Origin of the sequence: Sphingomonas sp. M1-B02, from assembly GCF_026167525.1 — a bacterium.
In the GTDB taxonomy this organism is placed as follows: domain Bacteria; phylum Pseudomonadota; class Alphaproteobacteria; order Sphingomonadales; family Sphingomonadaceae; genus Sphingomonas.
This window is the reverse complement of record NZ_CP110679.1, coordinates 336693-355929: the sequence shown is the minus strand read 5'-3', so window position 1 is coordinate 355929 and position 19237 is coordinate 336693. Positions and strand designations below refer to the sequence as shown.

The window sequence follows — 19237 nt, the reverse complement described above, 5'->3', positions numbered from 1 at the left end:
GTCAGCCTGGTCAGAAAGGGAAGAAATAGGGGATCGCGATGACCCCCGCGGCCCAGGTCAGCAGGTTCAGCGGCACGCCGACCCGCACGAAATCCATGTAGCGATATTTGCCGAGCTGGAAGACGAGAACGTTGGTCTGATAGCCGAAGGGGGTGGCGAAGGCCGCGCTGGCGGCCATCATCACCGCGACTAGGAACGGTCGCGGCTCGACCCCCAAGCTCTCCGCCAGCGCCACCGCCACCGGCGTGATCAGCACCGCCACTGCGGCGTTCGACAGGAATTCGGTGGCGAACAGCGTCACGCCGTAGAGCACCGCGAGCGCGACCCAGGGTCCGAACGGCCGGATGAAGTCGATCAGCAATTCGGTCCCTGACGCGGCCAGCCCGGTCACCTCGATCGAGAGTCCGACGACGACCATCCCGGCAATCAGCAGCAGCACTTCGGGCCGGAGGCCCGCATAGGCCTCCTCGGGGCTGATCACTCGCAAGAGTATCAGGGTGACGGCGCCGGCGAAGGCGGCGGCGGCGATCGGGACGAAGCCGATCGCAGCGCCGAAAATAACCGCCGCGAACACCGCCATAGCGATCGTCGCCCGCTTGGCGTCGAATGGCCGATCGACCGCAAACAGCTCAGCATCGCCCATCGTACCATCGCCGGTCTGCTCGTGCGGCTCGTGGACGGGTGCGCTGCTGCCATCGCTATTGGACAGCTGCCGCCCGCCGACGAAGAACAGATACAGGCCTCCGACCGCAGCGATCACGAGCCCGACCGACGTGATCTCGAAGATTCCGAAGACCGGCTGCCCTGCATTGCGTGCCATGTCGTTGACCAGCAGGTTGGTCGAGGTGCCGATCAGCGTGCAGCCGCCCCCCATGATCGTAATGTAACTGAGTGGGATCAGGAAGCGCTTGGGCGAGAGTCCGATCGAAGTCGCGACATCCTTCACCACCGGCGCGGCGAGCACGACGATCGGGGTATTGTTGAGAAAGGCGGAGGCAGCGCCGCATGCCACCAGCATCATCCAGATACCAAGCGCGCCGAGGCGGGCACAAAGCTTCGTCGCCTCGCGGATCAGCAGTCCCAGCAACCCGGAAAGCTCGATCGCATAGGCAATCACGAACAGGCAGGCCAGCGCGATGATCGCCGGGCTGGCGAATGCGCCCTGCACCTCGACCGGCCGGATCACCCCGAGCAGGAGCAAGGCCGCCGCCGCCGACAGCGCCGCCACGTCGGAACGTAGCTTGCCGTGAATCAAGACCGCCACCACGGCCACCAGCACGACCAGCGCAGCGATCTGATTGAACTCCATTCGACCTGCAGACCCTCGCCCGGCGCTTTCGTCAAGTATCAAGCGGCGCCCTCTCCCATTTTCAGCGGGACCTGCTAACCTCTTCTAATGATTTCGTTGGAGCCGAATCCGTCGCAGTTTCGCCTGGCCCGCAGGCTGGTCGCCCCCTCCTTCCTCGCGCTTGTCCTGGCAGGGTGCGGCGAGCAGCCGCCCGAGCCTAAGGCCAATGTCCAGACCGAAGCGCCGCCGCCCCCGCCGCGCAAGCTTCCCGCTCCAGATCCTGTGCTTTCGCGCGGCGATCTGGTCGGAGCGGCCAGCCGTGCGGCCTCGGCTTATGCGGGCGGCGAGACGAGCGAGGGGACCGATCCGCTGGTGGGGCGCACCTTCTCGATCAAGATCGCATTCGGCTGTTCCGGCCCGGCCCCGGCCCCTGCTGTCTCCCCTGATGCACCGGCGGTCGGGGGCGCGTCGGGGCTCGCAGGCTGGTCCTGGGGTCGCGACAACAAGTCGATCGAGTTGCGGATGACCCCTGGCGACTGGGCGGGCTCCGCGCTGATCGCGGGCAGCGGCGACGCCCCCGATTGGGAGGCGGTCGAAGGATTCTGGATGCCGCGCCCCTGGCTCGCGTCCGATGGTTGCCCGAATGTGCGCGGCGATCCGCTGCAGACTGCCAACACCGCCGCCGCCCCGCAGACCCTGGGTCTAGCCGCGATCTTCGAAGCGGGAAGTTCGCGCATCGGCCGGCGCAACGGCCGAGCCTATACCTTCACGATCCGGCCCGAGGACGATGCGCCGCTGGCGCCCCCCGCCGACGGGTATCGCTTGATTTTGGAAGGGCGCATTGCCTCCTACCCCGACGGTCGCGCGATCCGCTGCCGCGCGGCAGGTCCGGACCAGCGCCCGGTCTGCGTGGTGGCGACCAAGCTCGATCGCGTCGCGTTCGAGGGTGCCGAGGGCAAGACGCTCAGCGAGTGGCGCCCGGGCTGAGGCCCGACGCGCTACTGCTGCTTCAGCGCACCGCCGGCGCTTCGTTCGCTACCACGGCGTCACGCCGTTCCTCGGTCATCGTCGCGGCGACGTTGCGGTCGGCCGCCTCGATCGCGTCGGCCCGCTGCTCGCCGGTCTCGCGAACCTGCTCGGCACGCTCGATCAGCGCCTCGGCCTGGTTCTCCATCGCATCCGCGCGGTTGTCGGCGGCATCCTCGACCCGATCGGCGAGATTCTCCGACGGGCTCTGGTTGCAGCCGGCGAGCGCCAGGCTGCCGAGTGCGGCAGCGATGATGAACATGGTTTTCATGGATACTTCTCCCGTTGAGGCCAGACAGCGCTTTTCGATCGGCTGCGATCGATATCGGATATTTCCCTGCGTCGATAGGTTTGAGCCCCCATCGGCGCGATGCTCGCGGTTCGCGGCGTCACGATCTACAAAGCAATAACATGCGCGTTCCTGCGCACTTCGGGGGAAACATGACCGACTCGACCAACGACGAAGCCTCCAAGCCGGCGCTGGGAATGGCGCGAATCGCGACGGCCACCGTTACCGTGATTGCGATCATCGGGGTCGCGTGGTTGTTCCTCGAACTCACGCGCTTCCTCATGCTCGTCTTCGCCGCTCTGGTGCTCGCAGTGGTCTTCGACGCAATGGCACGCGGCGTCTCCAAGGCCACCCGCATGCCCCGCGGGCCAGCGCTCGCATTGTCGATCGTCGCGTTGCTCGCGCTCTTCATCGGCGCGTTCGCTTTGTTCGGCGCGCAGATGGCGCGCGAGTTCGACACGATCGTCGAGAGCATCCCGCCCGCGCTCGCGCAGGTCGATGCTTTGCTGCAGAGCGTCGGTGTGGGCCAGAGCGCCCGCGAATTGTTCAATCAGGGCAGCAGCGATGTCTCGAAACTGATGTCGCAGGCGGGCGGCTATGTTCTCGCCGCGAGCAGCGGGGTGGCCGATTTCGTGCTGGTGCTGGTGGGGGCGATCTTCATCGCCAGCGATCCGGGCGCCTATCGCCGCGGCTTGATCCACCTGATGCCGAAGCGCGCCGAAGAAACCGCGGACAAGTCGCTCGAAGATATGGGTCGCGGGCTACAGGGCTGGATGGTCGGCCAGGCCGCCTCCTCGGCGCTCGTGGCTATCCTCACCTGGGCCGGGCTGGCCTTGCTGGGCGTTCCCGCCGCCGGCGGTCTCGGCCTGATTGCCGGCCTGCTCGACGTGATCCCGATGATCGGGCCGATCATCGCCGCGGTGCCCGCCGTCCTGCTTGCCTTCACCGTCTCGCCCGCCGTCGCGCTTTGGACGGTGGGCCTGTTCCTGCTGATCCAGCAGCTTCAGGGCAATTTCCTCCAGCCGATGATCCAGAAACAGGCGGTCGACGTGCCACCGGCGGTGTTGCTGTTCGCCGTGGTCGCGGCCGGCACGATCTTCGGCTTCCTCGGCGTCCTGCTCGCCGCACCGCTGACCGTGGTGGTCTATGTGCTCGTCCAGCGTGTCTATGTGCGCACCCTGCTCGGCAAGGATGTCGAGGTAGCCGGCAAGGGCTGAGGCCAAGGAAAAACGCTATGTCTCACGCAAGCGAGACATGGCGTTTTGCCGGTCCGATCGGAGAACGGTCTTACTGGCCGTCGCGCCGGTTGCCGCGCCAGTAGAGCAAGGCCGCGACGACTGCCGCCGAGCCCACGCCAACCGCTGCGCCGATGCCGATCTCCGTCGACGAAGGCGCCCAGCGCTTCTTCTGCGCCGCGATCTGCTTCATCGCCGCCACGGTCTCATTGTCCTTGGGCGGCTGATCGTGCGGCGGCTCCTGGATCGGATAAGGCGACTGGTTCTGCGTGGGTACCGGGGGTGATTTGCTCATGATGGTCCTCTTGGAAAAGCTCTCGCACTGAACGAGTCGCCCATGCCGTGGTTGCATCGCACTTCCAAGGCGCCATCGATCGCGCCGTCAGCCGGATGTCAGCGCGACCCTCGCCGCCCGGGCAGCGGCTGGACGATTTCCTCCGCGGGGCCCAGCACCCAGGACGAGGGCCGTGCCCGCAGCAGATCCTCGGGCGGATCGCCGCGCATTGTCAGCACGTCATAGGCGCCCCCGCCCAGGTTGCGGACTTCCGCCATCAACAGGGGGGCCGGCGGCGCAATCGGCCCGAGATCGTCGCTGAACGCGTCCACCACAGACACCGAGCCGCCCATCTCGGTCAGATCGTACAATGTCCGCGCAAATGCCTTCGGGAAGCGGATGCAGCCGTGCGAGGCGGGATACCCGGGCAAATGTCCGGCATGGAGCGCGATCCCGTCCCAGGTGAGCCGCTGCATATAGGGCATCGGCGCATTGCTGTAGAGGTTGGAGCGGTGGAACACCTTCTTCTGCAGGATGGTGAACTCGCCCGTGGGCGTCTCCCGGCCGCGCGATCCGGTGGAAACCGTACTCACCCCCACCAATCTTTCACCGCGGAAGATTCTCGCCAGCTGCGCGCCGAGGCTGATGACGATCGTCACCGCGCCCCCGCTCGTGCTCGCCTCGATCAATTCGGGTTGCTCGAACCAGACGAACTGGCCCGCCTTGAGCGCGATCGGTTCCGTCACAGTCGACGCGATCGTTTGCGCGGCGGCCGGACTTGTGGCGCATAATGCCACCAAGGCGAGCAGCGACCTGCACGTTGGAAACCGCATCTTCGTCAAAAACTCCCCGGGCGGCTCGCCCGCGACACCGTTCGAACCCGTAGCGTAGTTACCCGAAATTAAGGGCTTGGGCGAATCGGATTAGGTTCCCTGCAAAGCCGATCGTTTCGAATTGGAACGGCGATAGATCGGCGAACCGGGCTCGAAGCACGGCGAATCGCGCGGCACGAGGCAGTTGTTAAACCCATATAGAGACGAGGGTCTGGTAGAAGGACTTGGGGCAAACTTGGCGGGTAAAGGCAAAGCGTGACTCAGAACATCGATCCGGCGACGACGCGCCGTGCGCTGATCAAATCGGCATTCGTCATCGCCAGCGGCGCAGCGGTCACTGCCTGCGTTTCGCGGACGACGCATGTCGCATCCGCCCCGCCTTTGGCGGTGCCCAGCGCTGCCCCGATCCCCAGCGCGCCTGCGGTCGCCGCGAAAAAGCTGCCGACCGGCATTCGCCCCGAACTGGTTAAGCGCGCCGTCGCGGCGCTCGATCGCCACTCGATGCGCGTGCCGTCGCATGATCGCATCGCCATCGCCGATTTCGCAGCGCCTTCCTATCGGCCGCGTTTCCACCTGGTGCATCTTGGCTCGGGCACCGTCGAGAGCTTCCTGGTCGCGCATGGAATCGGCTCCGATCCCGAGCATACCGGGCTGCTGCATCGCTTCTCGAACGAAGTGAATTCGGAAGCGACCTGCGAAGGCGCCTTCCTCACCGATGAATATTATGTTGGCAAGCATGGCCATTCGCAGCGTCTGCGCGGGCTCGATCCGACCAACAACAACGCCTATGACCGCGCGATCGTAGTCCACTCATCGTGGTATGCGAACAGCGACATGATCGCCAAGCATGGCAAGCTCGGCCGAAGCCAGGGCTGTTTCGCGGTCGGCGAGCAGGAATTGGCGAAGGTGTTCGAGCGGCTCGGGCCCGGTCGGATGATCTACTCCGCAAAGGTCTGAGCGCTTACCACCCGCAAGATTTGCAGCCCATCGCGCGCGCGACTAGGACGCGCTTATGGCCCAGCATCCCTTTTTCTCGCTCCACCGCCAGGGGATGATCCGTGCGGGCGTCTGCACGCCGCACGTCGTCGTCGGCGATCCCGGCGCAAATGCCCGCTCGACGATCGATCTTGCGAAGCAGGGCCATGCCGAGGGCGCGGACATTCTCGTTTTCCCCGAGCTCAACGTCACGACCTATTCGATCGACGACCTGCACCTCCAGGACGCGATCCTCGACGCGACCGAGGCGGGGATCGCCGCGATCCTCGCGGCCAGCGAGACGCTAAGCCCGGTGCTGCTTGTCGGCGCGGCGCTGCGCCGCAACGGGCGGCTCTACAATTGCGCGGTCGTCATTGCCCGCGGGCGCATCCTCGGCGTCGTGCCCAAGCAGTTCCTGCCCAACTATCGCGAATATTATGAGAAGCGCTGGTTCGCCTCGGGCATGGGCCTGAACGGGCTCAGCATTGATCTCGCCGGCCAAAGCGTGCCCTTCGGCCCCGATTTGATCTTCGCCGCGTCGGATCTCGAGGATTTCGTCTTTCACGTCGAGATTTGCGAGGATTATTGGGCGCCCACCCCGCCCTCCACCGATGGCGCGCTCGCCGGCGCGCTGGTGCTCTGCAACCTTTCGGCATCGAACATCGTCATCGGCAAGGGCCGCGAGCGCGAACTGCTCTGCGCCTCGCAATCCGCCCGCACGCTCTCGGCCTACCTTTATTCGGCGTCCGGCCCGGGCGAGAGTACCACCGATCTCGCCTGGGATGGCGAAGGGCTGATCTACGAATATGGCGAACTGCTCGCCCGCTCGGAACGGTTCGAGCTTACCACCGAAGTGGTGTGCGCCGATATCGACCTCGAACGGCTGCGGCTCGAGCGGATCCGCAACGGGACCTTTAACGACAGCACGCGCTACGCGAACCACCCCGAGACGCGCTTCCGCCGTATCGCCTTCGCGCACCAGCCCGACATGGCCGATCGCGGGCTTATGCGCCCGCTGCGCCGCTTCCCCTTCGTCCCCAACACGCCCGAGAAGCTCGAGGCAGACTGCTACGAGGCGTTCAACATCCAGGTGGAAGGGCTGCGCAAGCGGCTCGAATCGACCGGCGCCAAGCATCTCGTTCTCGGCATTTCCGGCGGGCTCGATTCCACTCACGCGCTGATCGTCGCGTGCAAGGCGATGGACCGGCTCGGCCGCCCGCGCAGTGACATTCTAGGTTTCACGATGCCGGGTTTCGCCACGGGCGAGGAGACGAAGGCGAATGCCTGGGACCTGATGCGCGGTTTGGAGATCAGCGCCGAGGAGATCGATATCCGGCCGAGCGCACGCCAGATGCTCGCCGATCTCGGTCATCCCTTCGCCAAGGGCGAGCCGGTGCACGACGTCACGTTCGAGAACGTCCAGGCCGGCCTGCGCACCGACTATCTCTTCCGCCTCGCCAACCAGCGCCACGGCTTCGTCGTCGGCACCGGCGATCTGTCGGAACTGGCGCTCGGCTGGTGCACCTATGGCGTGGGCGACCAGATGAGCCATTACGGCGTCAATGCGGGCGTTCCCAAGACGCTGATTCAGTATCTTATCCGCTGGACCTTGGATGGCGGCCAGCTCGGCGATGCGGCCGCCGCCGTCGAGAAGATTCTGAACACCGAGATTTCACCCGAACTGGTGCCCCCGGATGCCGAGGGCAATATCCAGAGCACGCAGGACCGGATCGGCCCGTACGAGCTCCACGACTTCTTCCTCCATTACATCGTTCGCCACGGCCTGCGCCCTTCCAAGGTCGCCTTCCTGGCCTGGCATGCCTGGCACGATCGCGAGTCCGGGCTGTGGCCGATCGACTTTCCGGTGGACGGCCGCAACGCATATGACCTGCCGACGATCGCGAAGTGGCTTGAGGAATTCCTGTTCCGCTTCTTCCAAACCAGCCAGTTCAAGCGCTCGGCGATGCCCAATGGACCCAAGGTCTCGGCGGGCGGAGCGCTCAGCCCGCGGGGCGATTGGCGCGCGCCGTCGGACAGCGTGGCGACGGTATGGCTCGAGGAACTGCGCGCGGCCTTGCCCTAAAGCGCGATCCGCCGCCCTTCGTCGGAGCTGCGCCGCGCCAATTCCATCAGCCGGAGGCCCAGGATCGCGTCGCCTGCCGAAACCGGCGGAGCGCCGCCTTCCGTAATCGCTTGCGCCATGCCCGAATAGAAAAGCCGATAGTCGCCGCGCTCGCTCATCACGGTCTCGCGCGTGCCATCGGCCAGCACGAGCGTGCCGTGGTTTGCCGGGTCCTCTACCCCAAACCCCGGATCGTTCGCACTCCCCCCGGCCTTCATCATCGGCTCCTGCGGATCGAGCCCATATTTGACGAAGCCGCCGAGCCGCCCGTGCAGCGCGAAGCGCGGGCGCGGGCTGGCGATCAAGCGGCTGGCGGAAAGGAGCACGCGGCGGACGCCATAGTGCAAGGTCAGCTCGAAATAGTCGTCGGTGCGAGCGCCCGCGCGCTGGACGGCGATATCGGCACTCACCGCCTCGGGCGCGCCGAACAGCACGAGCGCCTGATCGATCAGATGCGGGCCAAGATCGGCGAGCATCCCCGCCCCCACCCCGGGCGTGTCGCGCCAGGCCGTCGTCACTTCGGGCCGATAGCGATCCCAGCGCAGCTCGGCGAGCGTCACCTCGCCGATCCGATCGCTCGCGATCAGCTTGCGCACCGTCAGGAAATCGCCGTCCCAGCGGCGATTGTGAAAGGCGGCCAGGATGAGCCCGCGCGCGTCGGCCAGCGCTGCGAGCGCCTCCCCCTCGGCGACGCTGTTGGTGAAAGGCTTGTCGATCACGACATGCTTGCCTGCCTCCAGCGCCGCCTTCGCCAGCGGGAAGTGACTGTCGTTCGGCGTCGAGATCGCGACCAGGCGGATGTTCGGATCGGCGATCAGCGCGGCAGCGTCGGTCACCTGCGCGGCGGGATAGCGTTCGCGCACCGCATCGGCTCGCGACGTAGCGATGGCGGCAAGCTCGAGCTCGGGCACTGCCTCGATCAGCGGCGCGTGGAACGCCATGCCGCCCAGGCCGTAGCCGATAACGCCGGTGCGGATCATGGCAGGCATTCCCGATGCGAACAGTCGCGAGCCGCTCTAGGCGCGACCCGCGACCGCATCAAATCGCATATTTCGCGCGCTGTGGTCGGCTGAGCATCGCATTCGCCGCGTCGTCGCCGATAAAGCGCTCGGCCTTCGGGTCCCATTTCAGCCGCCGTCCGGTCTTCATCGCGATCCAGTGGACCAGGCAGGTCGAGCAAGCGCGATGCCCCACTTCGGCCGGCGCACTCAGCGGCGCACCGGTCTTGATCGCATCCAGCCAGTTGCGATGCTGCTCGGGCACCTTGAGCAGCTGGACCTCGTTCGGCCCGATCACGCTGGTCAAGATCTTCGGATCGCTCGCGACAAGCGGATCGACCTTGGCGCTGGTCGGATCGGAGGGCGTCACCGAGCCGCTGCGGGTCACGAAGATCCAGCCCTTGTCGCCGATGAATTTGACGCCATTGGGTAGCGCGCCGGACACCTTCATCGTCACGCCATTGGCATAGCGGGCATTCGTCTCGAACGCGCCATGGACGTCCCACAATCCGCTCCTGGGGAATTCGGCGGTGCCCCACACTTCGACCGGGCCGCTATGCTCCATGCCCATGCCCCAATGGGCGGTGTCGATGTGATGCGATCCCCAGCCGGTGATCATGCCGGCGCCGAACTGCTCCATCCGCAGCCAGCCCGGGCGCCCCTCGAACGAATCCTGCGGATGCACCCGCGTCTCGGTATAATAGACTTCGGGGGTGGTGCCGAGCCAGGCGTCGTAGTCGAGATTGCGCGGGATCGGCATCGCCGGCGCCTCGGGGCCCGCGGGATCGCCGGGTAGGCCCACCTCGACATGCTTGAGCGTGCCGATCCGGCCGTTGCGCACCAATTCGCAGGCGCGGTGGAATTGCGGCCAGGGCTCCTGCCCGCGCTGCTGCGATCCGATCTGCAGCACCTGGCCGGTCGCCTTCACGGCATCCGCCAGCGCGCGCCCCTCGGCGATCGTTAGCGCGGCGGGCTTCTGGAGATAGACCGCCTTGCCGGCGCGCACCGCATGCACCGCCTGGGGCGCATGCTGGTGATCGGGCGTGGCGATAATGACTGCGTCGATCTCCTTGTTGGCCAGCAACTCGCGATAGTCGTGATACATGCGCGTGCCCGAATAAGGCTTGCCCGTGCTCGCCGCGTAGCGCGCGTCGACCAGTTCCTTGCCCGCTCCGAGCCGCACCGTATCGACATCGCACACCGCGACGATCTGCGCGTCGGCGTGACGGTGCACTTCCTTCATGTCGTGCCCGCGCGAGATACGCCCGACGCCGATCGCACCCACGACGATCCGGTTCGAGGGCGCATTCTGCCCGAATACGGTGGAAGGCACGATGGTCGGCGCCGCGATGATGGCCCCGCTCTTGATCAGTCCGCGTCTGCTGAGTTGCATCCAGTCTCTCCCTCAGGCCGTGATCGGCCGCGTGGCGTTCTTTTGCGCGGTGAGCACCAGCTCGGCGGCGAGCAGTGCCTGCGCCTGGTCTTGCGCGATCGAACTGCGCTCGACCACGTCGGTCACGAATTGCGGCCCGAACGGCAGGTGTACCTTCGAGCAATCGATGTACCGCACGCCTTTCTTGTCGGTCAGGAACAGGTGATTGCCGCCCGGCCGCCCGGCGACGTCGACATATTTGCGCAGCTCGATCGTGCCCTCGGTCCCCACCAGGAACAGCCGCCCGTCGCCCCAGGTCGGCAGGCCATCGGGGGTGAACCAGTCGACCCGGATATAACCCGTCCCGCCGTTGCCGGTGACGATCATGTCGCCGAAATCCTCGAACTTCGGCTTGTCCGGCCAGTGGAAATTGCCAGTCTGCGCGGCGACGACATGGGCGCTGGTCGATCGCGTGTAGAACAGGAACTGGTCGGCCTGATGGCTGCCGATGTCGGTGAGGATGCCGCCATAGCGCGCCTTGTCCCAGAACCAGTCGGGCCGGCTCGGCGCGCTGGTGCGGTGCGGGGCGAGGTTGACCGTCTGGATCACCTTGCCGATCGCGCCCTGCGCGACGAGCTCGCCGGCATAGACCGCCGAGCGCACTTCGAGCCGTTCGGAATACATCACCGCGAACTTGCGCCCGGTTTCCTTCACCGCGCGCCGCACGTCGGCGAGCTGCGCGAGCGACGTGATCGCCGGCTTGTCGCCCAGATAATCCTTGCCCGCGCGCATCGCCCGGATGCCGAGCGGCGCGCGCAGATCGGGGATCGGCGCGGCGACGATCAGCTGGATCGACTTGTCGTCGAGGATCTCCCCCTCGCTGCGCGCCAGCTTGACGCCATTGCCGTAGCGCCGCTGGAAGGTTTCGATAAGCTTGGGATCGGTGGCGAAGAAAGAAACCGGCGTCCCGCCGCCGCGGATCATCGCGTCGGTCATGCCATAGATGTGCGAATGATCGAGCCCGATGACCCCGAAGCGGATCTTGTGCTTCGCGGTCGGCTCGGGGCCCGCCGGCGCGCTTTCGGCCGACACCGCATTGCCCTGCGTCTGCGATTGGGCGAGCAACTCGACGGGTAATGCGGCGGCAACCCCGGCCACCCCGGCCCCCGTCAGCATCGAGCGACGATCCATATCCCTACTCCTCACTTCGCGGGCGTTGCCGGCGTCTTCCAGTTTATGACGTGATAGGTGGCCGGCGTGTCGCCCACATTGCGCAGCGCATGCGGAGAGTTCGACGCATTGAAGATCACCGATCCCGGCCCCAGCCGCTTCCACACGCCGTCATTATAGACCTCGACGGTGCCGTCGCGGATGATCACCAGCTCCTCGTTGGGATGGGTGTGCGGCGGGTGCGAGCTGAGGCCCGGATTGAGCGTGGTGATGTGCATCTCGAGTTCGTCGAGCGTGGCGGTCGGCTGGCGGACCAGGTCGCGGATTGCGCCGACATCGGTCTTCTTGACCTCCATCCGGCTCCAGTCGAACACTGCCGGGCCCAGCCGGGCCGGCTGGGTCTGCGCCACCGCGGCGGTGCAGAGCATCGCCCCCATCGCCACCGCCAGATCACGGCCAGTGATACCCATTTCCACTCTCCTCATTCAGCGGTCTGCGCCGCAGCGAGGGCCAGTCTAGCTCCTAAGTCGAAGCTGTGAACCCCAATTGTCTGAGAATATTGCCCAGGTCGGCATGATCGGTTCAGATCTTGCGCGTCCGCAGGAGCGGCTCGATCACGGTCGCCATCCGATCATAGCCCTCGCCCGTCGGATGGACCCCGTCGGAGGCCATGCCGGGCTGCATCGCGCCCTTGGCATCGGCGAGGACCGGCCAATAATCGATCCAGGTCGCGCCCGCCTTCGCCGCATAGGGTTTGAGCCAGGCGTTGATGGCGCGGATCGGCTTCACCGTCTCGAGCCCAGGCCGCCAGGGAAACTGGTCCGCAGGCGGAACCGAGGCAATCAGCACCTGGATGCGGTTGGCCTGCGCCAGTTCGGTCATCATCCGGAAATTGTCGAAGGTCTGCGCCAGCGTCATCTTGCCGGTATTGCCGGCGATATCGTTGGTGGCCGCCATGATGTGGAGGTAGCGCGGCTTCAGCGCGATCACGTCGGCCATCATACGCAGCACCATCTGCGGCGTGGTCTGCCCGCTGATCCCGCGACAGACGCGTCCGGCGCGGAAGAAATCGGGACGCTTCTCGCGCCAGCCCTGGGTGATCGAATCGCCCATGAAGACGATGTTGGTCTTGGCCCCCGACGCCAGCAGCGCCCTGTTCTCCTCGGCATAGCGGCCGAGCCAGGGCCAGTCCTCCTTGAGCTGGCGCTGATGCGCTTCCTCCCAGCTTTCGCGGGTCTGCGCCTGCGCCACGATCGGGAGCGCCAGCGCGCCGGCCAGAAATCCGCGACGTACGATCATCATGCTCTCCTGCCGGCGCGTGGACGTTGCTCCCGCGCTTTCCGATAAGCTTAAGCCCCGCCAGAAAATCGGCAAGCTTCACCGCGCGCGACCGTTTACCGAAACGAGCCCGGTTGCGCGCGGACTCACGGCTCGTGTTGCACGGCGTAGCGCGCACCAATTCGGCCCGCGGACAGCTTTCACCCGTCCGCGGGCCATTCCCTGCTCGCACTAGTCTGCCGACTTGGCCTATGAGGAGCCGATTCAGCGCCGCCGGAGCCAATCGGTGCGCGCGCAGGAGTGCCGATTGTGATTTCGCGAGCGACTAAGGGCCGAACCATCGGGTGGAGCACCGCCCTGGCGACGATCGCGGGTGTGCTGAGCGCGCCGGGTCTCGCACAGCAGGCGCCCCCCTCGACGACGCCGCAGGCCGCGCCGATGGTGCAACCGATCCAGTCCGTCGCGCTGCCGGTGTTGAACCCCGCGCAGGCCGCACAGCTTTCGCAGCTGATCGCCGAATCCGGCTTTGCACAGGGACTTCGTCACGGCGCCACCGCCGCGCCGCGTCCGCAGGACAATGACGCGATCGTCCGCGCCGCGCTCGATTATGCGCGGGCGGTGCATTCGGGACGGCTCGACAGCAGCGACTTCCAGGCGGACTGGGGTCTGCGGCCGATGGCCTATGACCCCCTCCCCGCTTTCGCGGACGCGGTGAAGCGCGACCGCGTCGCCGCCTGGATCCGCTCGCTACCGCCGCCTTATTCGGGCTATGATGCCTTGCAAAAAGGCCTGGTCGCCTATCGCGCGATCGAAACCGCGGGCGGCTGGAAAGCGATACCGGCGGGCCCGGACATGGGCGTCGGCGCCAGCGGAGCGCGCGTGCTCGCGCTCCGGCAGAGACTTGCGGTCGAGGATCGCGACGTAGTCGCAACGGGCAGCAAATTCGACGCGGAACTCAAGGAAGCCGTGGTCCGCGCCCAGCGGCGTTATGGCCTCAACCCCACCGGTCTGGTTTCGACCGGAACGCTTGCGGCGCTCAACGTTCCCGCCGCCGATCGCGTCCGCCAGATCATGGCGAACATGGAGCGCTGGCGCTGGCTGCCCGCCGAGCTTCCCGCCAAGCGGATCCAGGTCAATATCGCCGCGGCGGTGCTCACCGTTTTCGAAGGCGATGCGCCGATCGCCTCGATGAAGGCGGTCACCGGCCGTCCAGGGAACGAGACGCCGATGCTCCAGTCGCGGATTCATTCGGTAGTGCTCAATCCGCCGTGGAACGTGCCGACCAGCATCGCCACCAAGGAATTATGGCCGAAGGGCGCCGCCGCCCTCGCACGCCAGGGCTACAAGATCATCGGCACCGGACCCGGTCGCCGCCTCCAGCAGCAGCCCGGCCCCAAGAGCGCGCTCGGCCTCTACAAGTTCGATTTCGACAATCCTTATGCGGTCTATCTGCACGATACGCCGTCGCAATCGACCTTCGCCAGCTTCAGCCGGCTCGCCAGCCATGGCTGCGTGCGGTTTGAGAAACCCGGCCCGCTGGCGCGCCTGCTATTGCGCAACGATCCCGCCTGGCAGCCCGAGCAGATCGACACCGCACTCGCCAAGGGCAAGACGCTGCGCGTCTCGCTCCAGCCGCAGGATCAGGTTCAGGTCTATCTGCTCTATTGGACCGCCTTTGCCAGCGCGAACGGCGAGATGAGCTTCCGCGCCGACCCCTATGGCTGGGACAAGACACTCGCCGCCAAGATCGAAAAGCGCTCGGCTCTCACTGCCGTCGCCGCACGCTGAAGAAGGAACGCACATGAACATCAAGCGCATCTCCCTGCTGACCGTCGCCGCCGCTTCCGCGCTGGCACTTGCAGCCTGCTCGGGATCGAGCGAAGCCGATCAGGAGGATGTCGAGGCCAATGCCGCCAACCTGACTCTCGTCGAGCCGGAGAATGTGGCGAACGTGATGGTCGAGGCACCTGCCGCCACGCGCGTCGACAATAGCGCCAGCACCGAGGTCGCGCCCCCGGTCACCCTCAGCCCCGACGAGCAGACCCAGGTCGACGCGGATGCCACCGGCATGACCGCCCGCGTCTCGCGCGACGAAGGCGGCAACGAGACAGCCCAGCCTGCGCAATAAGCTATCGACCGGGACGGTGGGCGAGTATCGGCTTGCAATTCCGGCCATTCTGACGCAAGGCCCAGCGCTTCGGCGGCGGGAGCTTCTGCTTTCCGCCGCCGTTGCATTCGAAGACGACAGCCGGAGGGGCGTTGCGCATGGTGCGCACGTCAGCGATCGGCCAAGAGAGAGAAGACCACATGGCTCTATACGAGCATGTGTTCCTTGCGCGCCAGGATCTGGCACAGGCGCAAGTGGACGCACTGGCGGAAGCCGCCACCAAGATCATCACCGATAACAAGGGCAAGGTCGTCAAGACCGAGAGCTGGGGTCTCCGCAGCCTCGCCTATCGCATCGCGAAGAACCGCAAGGCGCATTATGTGATGCTCGAAATCGATGCCCCCTCGGGCGTCGTCGCCGAGCTCGAGCGCCAGACGCAGATCAACGAAGACGTCATCCGCTACATGACCGTCAAGGTCGATGGGCTGGAAGAAGGTCCGACCGTGATGATGCGCAAGGGTCAGGACCGCGAGCGCGGCCGCGGCCGTCGTGATCGCGACGATGCCGGCGGCTTCGGCGGCAACGGCGAATAAGGAAGATATAGACCATGGCACGCCCATTTTTCCGCCGTCGCAAGAGCTGCCCCTTCTCCGCGAAGGATGCTCCCCGGATCGACTATAAGGATGTCCGTCTGCTCCAGGGCTTCGTGTCCGAGCGCGGCAAGATCGTCCCCTCGCGCATCACCTCGGTGAGCGCGAAGAAGCAGCGCGAGCTGGCCCAGGCCATCAAGCGCGCCCGCCATCTGGGCCTGCTGCCCTACATCGTTAAGTAAGGAGCAGACGCATGGAAGTCATTCTGCTTGAGCGCGTCGAAAAGCTCGGCGCCATCGGCGACGTGGTCACGGTGAAGGACGGGTTCGCCCGTAACTTCCTGCTGCCCAACAAGAAGGCGCTTCGTTCGAACGCCGCCAACCGCAAGGTCTTCGAAGCGAACCGCGAGCGGATCGTCTCGGAGAACGCCAACCGCCGCGGCGAAGCGGAGCAGGAAGCCAAGACGCTCGAGGGCGTTTCGGTTACCCTGATCCGTCAGGCGTCGAACACCGGCCAGCTCTACGGTTCGGTCGCGGTTCGCGATCTGGTCGATGCGCTGGTGGCCGACGGCCACAAGGTCAACAAGTCGCAGATCGTGCTGAACAAGCCGATCAAGGCGATCGGCGTCTATGACGTCAACGTCGCGCTGCATCCCGAGGTTTCGGTGCCCGTCAAGGTCAATGTGGCTCGCTCGCCCGAAGAGGCCGAGATGCAGTCGCAGGGCGTCGACGTCATGGCGACGATGTTCGAGAAGGACGAGGCCGGCTTCGTCGAGGACTACGATCCCAATGCCGAGCCGGGCGCCACTGCCGAAGCCCGCGACGATGCTGGCGAAGGCACGAGTGCCGAGGGCGACGACGCCTGAAGCTGACGCTTCGACAAAAGCAAAGGGCCGTCCCGGTTTTCCGGGGCGGCCCTTTTGCCATGTGCTCGATTATGCGTTGATCAGGGGCAGGTGATGCAGGCGCCGATCACGGCGGCCAGCGGGATCAGCGCACAGATCACTGGAAAAAGCTTGCTCATCACCGGACCCCGACCTGGAAGTTGACACTCAAGCCCGAAACGGGCCGCGTCCAAGAAGGTTGCACGGATCTGAATCGCTTGTTCGGATTGCGTTCACCTTCCGGGCAGACAAGAAGCCGATATGTTCATCGCTCTCGCCGCGCCGTTGATCGCTCTGGCCTCGCTCCCCCACCCGGCGCTCGAACGCGATATCGTCGCGGAGCTCAACTTCGCGCGCCAGCAGCCGCGCGCCTACGCCGAGCGGCTTCGCGCCTATCGCGGCTATTTTCGTGGCAAGATCGTCCACTATCCCGGCAGGCCCGAGGGGCTGCGTACCCAGGAAGGCACGCGCGCCGTGGACGAAGCGATCGCCTTCCTGGAGAAACAGGTGCCGGTCGGAGCGCTTTCCCCCGCCCCGCTGCTGGCGCGCGCAGCCGACGACCATGTCGTCGAGCAGGGCCCGCGCGGCGCCACCGGCCATATCGCAAGCGACGGATCCAATCCGCGCGACCGAGTCCGGCGACGCGGCGGCGGCATCTATGTGGCGGAGACGATTACCTACGGTCCGCCCAGCGCGGTCGAGGTGGTGCGCCAGCTGATCATCGACGACGGCGTGCCGACGCGCGGGCATCGCCGCACCGTCTATGCCGACGAGATGCGCTTCGTCGGCGTGAAATGCGGACCGCACAAAGTGTATCGCACCATGTGCGTGGCCGAGTTCGCGCGCACAGCGACCGGACATTATAGCCCGGCGCGCTGACCCGGTTTATTTCCGCCCGAACAGTTTCTCGATATCGCCGTGCGCGAGCTTCACCCAAGTCGGGCGGCCATGGTTGCACTGGCCCGAATGCGGGGTGACTTCCATCTCGCGCAGCAGCGCGTTCATCTCCGCGACCGAGAGGATTCGCCCCGCGCGCACCGAGCCGTGGCAGGCCATCGTCGAGGCGACATGATCCAGCCGCTCCTTCAGGCTCAGCGCCTCGTCGAAGCTACCGAGTTCGTCGGCGAGATCGGTGACGAGGCCGTGCACATCCCCCTGTCCCAGCGCCGCCGGCATCGCGCGGACGAGCATCGCCCGCGGTCCGAAACGCTCGAGCTCCAGCCCGAACTGGCCCAGTTCGTCGGCGCGCGCCTCGAGCCGGTCGCAGCCGGGCTCGTCTAGCTCGACGACTTCGGGGAGCAGCAACGCCTGGCTCGGCACGCCGCTCCCCTGCACGCCGCGGCGCATGCGCTCGAGGACGAGCCGTTCGTGTGCGGCGTGCTGGTCGACGAGTACCAGCCCGTCCTCGGCCTCCGCAACGATATAGGTTTTCGCGACTTGGCCGCGGGCGACGCCGAGGGGAAAGTCGGTGCCGGCGGGGACGGCGTGGATGGCCGCTTCGGCGCGCGCCTGTGGAGGCGGGGCGAAGAAGGATGCGCGGCGATCGTGGACGCCCCCTGAATCACGTCCGTCATCCCGGCGGAAGCCGGGATCCAGAGCCAGGGACGCCATCGCTTGTGACTCTGGATCCCGGCCTTCGCCGGGATGACGATCAAGGTCGCTTGTCCACATTCCCAACGCAGCCGCGCTCGGCCGCTGCACCGCGCGATGCCCCGCCTCGTCCAGCGCGCGCCGCAGCCCGCTCACGATCAACCCCCGCGCCAGGGCGGGATCGCGAAAGCGCACCTCGGTCTTTGCCGGATGCACGTTCACATCCACCGCATCGGTCGGCACTTCGAGAAACAGCGCCACCACCGGGTGCCGGTCGCGCGCGAGCATCTCGGCATAAGCGCCGCGCACCGCGCCGACCAAGAGCCTATCCTTCACCGGCCGACCGTTCACGAACAGATATTGGTGATCGGCCACGCCGCGGTTGAAGGTCGGCAGGCTGGCGACGCCGCCAAGGAGCAGTCCCTCGCGCTCGAAGTCGATCGCGACGCTGTTTTCATGCAGCGCACGGTCGGTCAGCGCTGCGACCCGCTCGGGCCGCGTTTCGCCCCCTTGGACCGAGAGCACGCGGCGCCCGTCATGCTCGACCGAGAAGGCGGTGTCGGACCGGGCCATCGCAAGCCGCTTCACCACGTCCAGGCAGGCGGCATATTCGGCGCGTGTCGAGCGGAGGAACTTGCGCCGCGCGGGCACCCGCGCGAACAATTGCTCGACGCGAACCCGCGTGCCCGGCGGCAAGGCTGCGGGCCCGTCCGCCACGCGCTCGCCATTGTCGACGGTCAGCGCCCAGCCTTCCGCGCCCCGCACCCGGCTCTCGATCGTCAGCCGCGCGACGCTTGCGATCGACGGCAACGCTTCGCCGCGAAAACCCAACGTGGTGACTTGCTCGATTGCGTCGTCGGGCAGTTTCGAGGTGGCATGACGCTCCAGCGCGAGCGACATTTCGGGCGGCGCCATCCCGCAGCCATCGTCGATAACTTCGATCAACTCTGCCCCACCTGCGGCGAGTCGAATGGCGATGCGGGTTGCGCCGGCATCGACGGCGTTTTCGACCAGTTCCTTCAGCGCGCTGGAAGGGCGTTCGACCACCTCGCCGGCTGCAATTCGATTGACAAGATGCTCGGGCAGACGACGTATTGACATGGCAGACGCCGTAGCCCAATCGGCGGCATCCCGCGACCCGCATCCGATGGCACCGAGGTGGATTTCTCATCCGTCCCGGAAGGGTCAGGGCAAAAATTTTGTGCGA

At 66.2% G+C, this 19237-nt stretch carries 20 protein-coding genes; 10 read left to right on the top strand and 10 right to left on the bottom strand.

The window, feature by feature from the left end; translation table 11 throughout:
- Positions 1-10 precede the first annotated feature (10 nt).
- Positions 11-1309 (bottom strand): SLC13 family permease, encoded by a 1299-nt coding sequence (locus OKW87_RS01830; RefSeq protein WP_265541839.1) that lies wholly within the window; start codon positions 1307-1309, stop codon positions 11-13.
- A gap of 96 nt (positions 1310-1405) precedes the next feature.
- Between OKW87_RS01830 and OKW87_RS01825 the strand changes: the two genes are divergently transcribed.
- Complete coding sequence (locus OKW87_RS01825; RefSeq protein WP_265541836.1) at positions 1406-2275, top strand: hypothetical protein; 870 nt, start codon at positions 1406-1408, stop codon at positions 2273-2275.
- 22 nt (positions 2276-2297) lie between these two features.
- Here OKW87_RS01825 and OKW87_RS01820 read toward each other — a convergent pair whose 3' ends face one another.
- Complete coding sequence (locus tag OKW87_RS01820; protein ID WP_265541834.1) at positions 2298-2585, bottom strand: hypothetical protein; 288 nt, start codon at positions 2583-2585, stop codon at positions 2298-2300.
- A gap of 170 nt (positions 2586-2755) precedes the next feature.
- Between OKW87_RS01820 and OKW87_RS01815 the strand changes: the two genes are divergently transcribed.
- Positions 2756-3820, top strand: coding sequence for an AI-2E family transporter (locus OKW87_RS01815; protein ID WP_265541832.1), 1065 nt, complete (start codon positions 2756-2758; stop codon positions 3818-3820).
- 70 nt (positions 3821-3890) lie between these two features.
- On the opposite strand, the gene OKW87_RS01810 is transcribed toward OKW87_RS01815, so the two are convergent.
- Both OKW87_RS01810 and OKW87_RS01805 read right to left on the bottom strand, forming a co-directional pair.
- Positions 3891-4133: a hypothetical protein gene (locus tag OKW87_RS01810; RefSeq protein ID WP_265541830.1), complete on the bottom strand. Its 243-nt coding sequence runs from the start codon at positions 4131-4133 to the stop codon at positions 3891-3893.
- Between the two features lie 98 nt (positions 4134-4231).
- Positions 4232-4945, bottom strand: coding sequence for a L,D-transpeptidase family protein (locus tag OKW87_RS01805; protein ID WP_265541828.1), 714 nt, complete (start codon positions 4943-4945; stop codon positions 4232-4234).
- 255 nt (positions 4946-5200) lie between these two features.
- Here OKW87_RS01805 and OKW87_RS01800 point away from each other — a divergent pair, with 255 nt between their 5' ends.
- Positions 5201-5902 carry a murein L,D-transpeptidase catalytic domain family protein gene (locus OKW87_RS01800; protein WP_265541826.1) on the top strand — a complete coding sequence of 234 codons (702 nt, stop codon included), beginning with the start codon at positions 5201-5203 and terminating at the stop codon, positions 5900-5902.
- A 55-nt stretch (positions 5903-5957) separates the two neighbouring features.
- Positions 5958-8003: an NAD(+) synthase gene (locus tag OKW87_RS01795; protein WP_265541823.1), complete on the top strand. Its 2046-nt coding sequence runs from the start codon at positions 5958-5960 to the stop codon at positions 8001-8003.
- Here OKW87_RS01795 and OKW87_RS01790 read toward each other — a convergent pair.
- The 5 genes from OKW87_RS01790 to OKW87_RS01770 all read right to left on the bottom strand — a co-directional run bounded on the left by OKW87_RS01790 (position 8000) and on the right by OKW87_RS01770 (position 12881).
- Positions 8000-9022, bottom strand: coding sequence for an oxidoreductase (locus tag OKW87_RS01790; protein ID WP_265541822.1), 1023 nt, complete (start codon positions 9020-9022; stop codon positions 8000-8002). The genes OKW87_RS01795 and OKW87_RS01790 overlap by 4 nt on opposite strands.
- A 58-nt stretch (positions 9023-9080) precedes the next feature.
- Positions 9081-10433, bottom strand: coding sequence for a Gfo/Idh/MocA family protein (locus OKW87_RS01785; protein WP_265541820.1), 1353 nt, complete (start codon positions 10431-10433; stop codon positions 9081-9083).
- Between the two features lie 12 nt (positions 10434-10445).
- A complete protein-coding gene (locus tag OKW87_RS01780) occupies positions 10446-11603 on the bottom strand; it encodes a Gfo/Idh/MocA family protein (RefSeq protein WP_265541819.1) in 1158 nt (385 codons plus the stop codon).
- An 11-nt stretch (positions 11604-11614) separates the two neighbouring features.
- On the bottom strand, positions 11615-12052 hold the full coding sequence (locus tag OKW87_RS01775; protein WP_265541818.1) for a cupin domain-containing protein: 438 nt from the start codon (positions 12050-12052) through the stop codon (positions 11615-11617).
- A gap of 112 nt (positions 12053-12164) precedes the next feature.
- Positions 12165-12881: a GDSL-type esterase/lipase family protein gene (locus tag OKW87_RS01770; protein ID WP_265541816.1), complete on the bottom strand. Its 717-nt coding sequence runs from the start codon at positions 12879-12881 to the stop codon at positions 12165-12167.
- Positions 12882-13169: 288 nt separating this feature from the next.
- Here OKW87_RS01770 and OKW87_RS01765 point away from each other — a divergent pair, with 288 nt between their 5' ends.
- The 6 genes from OKW87_RS01765 (at position 13170) to OKW87_RS01740 (ending at position 17319) form a co-directional block, all read left to right on the top strand.
- Positions 13170-14648 (top strand): L,D-transpeptidase family protein, encoded by a 1479-nt coding sequence (locus tag OKW87_RS01765; protein ID WP_265541814.1) that lies wholly within the window; start codon positions 13170-13172, stop codon positions 14646-14648.
- A gap of 13 nt (positions 14649-14661) precedes the next feature.
- Complete coding sequence (locus OKW87_RS01760) at positions 14662-14988, top strand: hypothetical protein (protein WP_265541812.1); 327 nt, start codon at positions 14662-14664, stop codon at positions 14986-14988.
- A gap of 179 nt (positions 14989-15167) precedes the next feature.
- Complete coding sequence (rpsF, locus tag OKW87_RS01755) at positions 15168-15560, top strand: 30S ribosomal protein S6 (RefSeq protein ID WP_265541810.1); 393 nt, start codon at positions 15168-15170, stop codon at positions 15558-15560.
- 14 nt (positions 15561-15574) lie between these two features.
- Positions 15575-15799, top strand: coding sequence for a 30S ribosomal protein S18 (gene rpsR, locus OKW87_RS01750; protein WP_010543816.1), 225 nt, complete (start codon positions 15575-15577; stop codon positions 15797-15799).
- 11 nt (positions 15800-15810) lie between these two features.
- Positions 15811-16422, top strand: coding sequence for a 50S ribosomal protein L9 (rplI, locus tag OKW87_RS01745; protein WP_265541774.1), 612 nt, complete (start codon positions 15811-15813; stop codon positions 16420-16422).
- Positions 16423-16701: 279 nt separating this feature from the next.
- Complete coding sequence (locus OKW87_RS01740; RefSeq protein WP_265541772.1) at positions 16702-17319, top strand: CAP domain-containing protein; 618 nt, start codon at positions 16702-16704, stop codon at positions 17317-17319.
- Positions 17320-17325: 6 nt separating this feature from the next.
- Here the strand turns inward: OKW87_RS01740 and mutL are convergent, their stop codons facing one another.
- Positions 17326-19131 carry a DNA mismatch repair endonuclease MutL gene (mutL, locus tag OKW87_RS01735; RefSeq protein ID WP_265541770.1) on the bottom strand — a complete coding sequence of 602 codons (1806 nt, stop codon included), beginning with the start codon at positions 19129-19131 and terminating at the stop codon, positions 17326-17328.
- Positions 19132-19237: the final 106 nt, after the last annotated feature.

Excerpts from the sequence above, each read along its gene's own strand:
- OKW87_RS01790 (WP_265541822.1), bottom strand. The coding sequence starts at position 9,022 with ATGATCCGCACCGGCGTTATCGGCTACGGCCTGGGCGGCATGGCGTTC.
- rplI (WP_265541774.1), top strand. The coding sequence starts at position 15,811 with ATGGAAGTCATTCTGCTTGAGCGCGTCGAAAAGCTCGGCGCCATCGGC.
- OKW87_RS01810 (WP_265541830.1), bottom strand. The coding sequence starts at position 4,133 with ATGAGCAAATCACCCCCGGTACCCACGCAGAACCAGTCGCCTTATCCG.
- OKW87_RS01795 (WP_265541823.1), top strand. The coding sequence starts at position 5,958 with ATGGCCCAGCATCCCTTTTTCTCGCTCCACCGCCAGGGGATGATCCGT.
- rpsR (WP_010543816.1), top strand. The coding sequence starts at position 15,575 with ATGGCACGCCCATTTTTCCGCCGTCGCAAGAGCTGCCCCTTCTCCGCG.
- OKW87_RS01760 (WP_265541812.1), top strand. The coding sequence starts at position 14,662 with ATGAACATCAAGCGCATCTCCCTGCTGACCGTCGCCGCCGCTTCCGCG.
- OKW87_RS01775 (WP_265541818.1), bottom strand. The coding sequence starts at position 12,052 with ATGGGTATCACTGGCCGTGATCTGGCGGTGGCGATGGGGGCGATGCTC.
- OKW87_RS01785 (WP_265541820.1), bottom strand. The coding sequence starts at position 10,433 with ATGCAACTCAGCAGACGCGGACTGATCAAGAGCGGGGCCATCATCGCG.
- rpsF (WP_265541810.1), top strand. The coding sequence starts at position 15,168 with ATGGCTCTATACGAGCATGTGTTCCTTGCGCGCCAGGATCTGGCACAG.
- OKW87_RS01820 (WP_265541834.1), bottom strand. The coding sequence starts at position 2,585 with ATGAAAACCATGTTCATCATCGCTGCCGCACTCGGCAGCCTGGCGCTC.
- OKW87_RS01805 (WP_265541828.1), bottom strand. The coding sequence starts at position 4,945 with ATGCGGTTTCCAACGTGCAGGTCGCTGCTCGCCTTGGTGGCATTATGC.
- mutL (WP_265541770.1), bottom strand. The coding sequence starts at position 19,131 with ATGTCAATACGTCGTCTGCCCGAGCATCTTGTCAATCGAATTGCAGCC.
- OKW87_RS01740 (WP_265541772.1), top strand. The coding sequence starts at position 16,702 with ATGTTCATCGCTCTCGCCGCGCCGTTGATCGCTCTGGCCTCGCTCCCC.
- OKW87_RS01815 (WP_265541832.1), top strand. The coding sequence starts at position 2,756 with ATGACCGACTCGACCAACGACGAAGCCTCCAAGCCGGCGCTGGGAATG.
- OKW87_RS01780 (WP_265541819.1), bottom strand. The coding sequence starts at position 11,603 with ATGGATCGTCGCTCGATGCTGACGGGGGCCGGGGTGGCCGGGGTTGCC.
- OKW87_RS01770 (WP_265541816.1), bottom strand. The coding sequence starts at position 12,881 with ATGATCGTACGTCGCGGATTTCTGGCCGGCGCGCTGGCGCTCCCGATC.
- OKW87_RS01830 (WP_265541839.1), bottom strand. The coding sequence starts at position 1,309 with ATGGAGTTCAATCAGATCGCTGCGCTGGTCGTGCTGGTGGCCGTGGTG.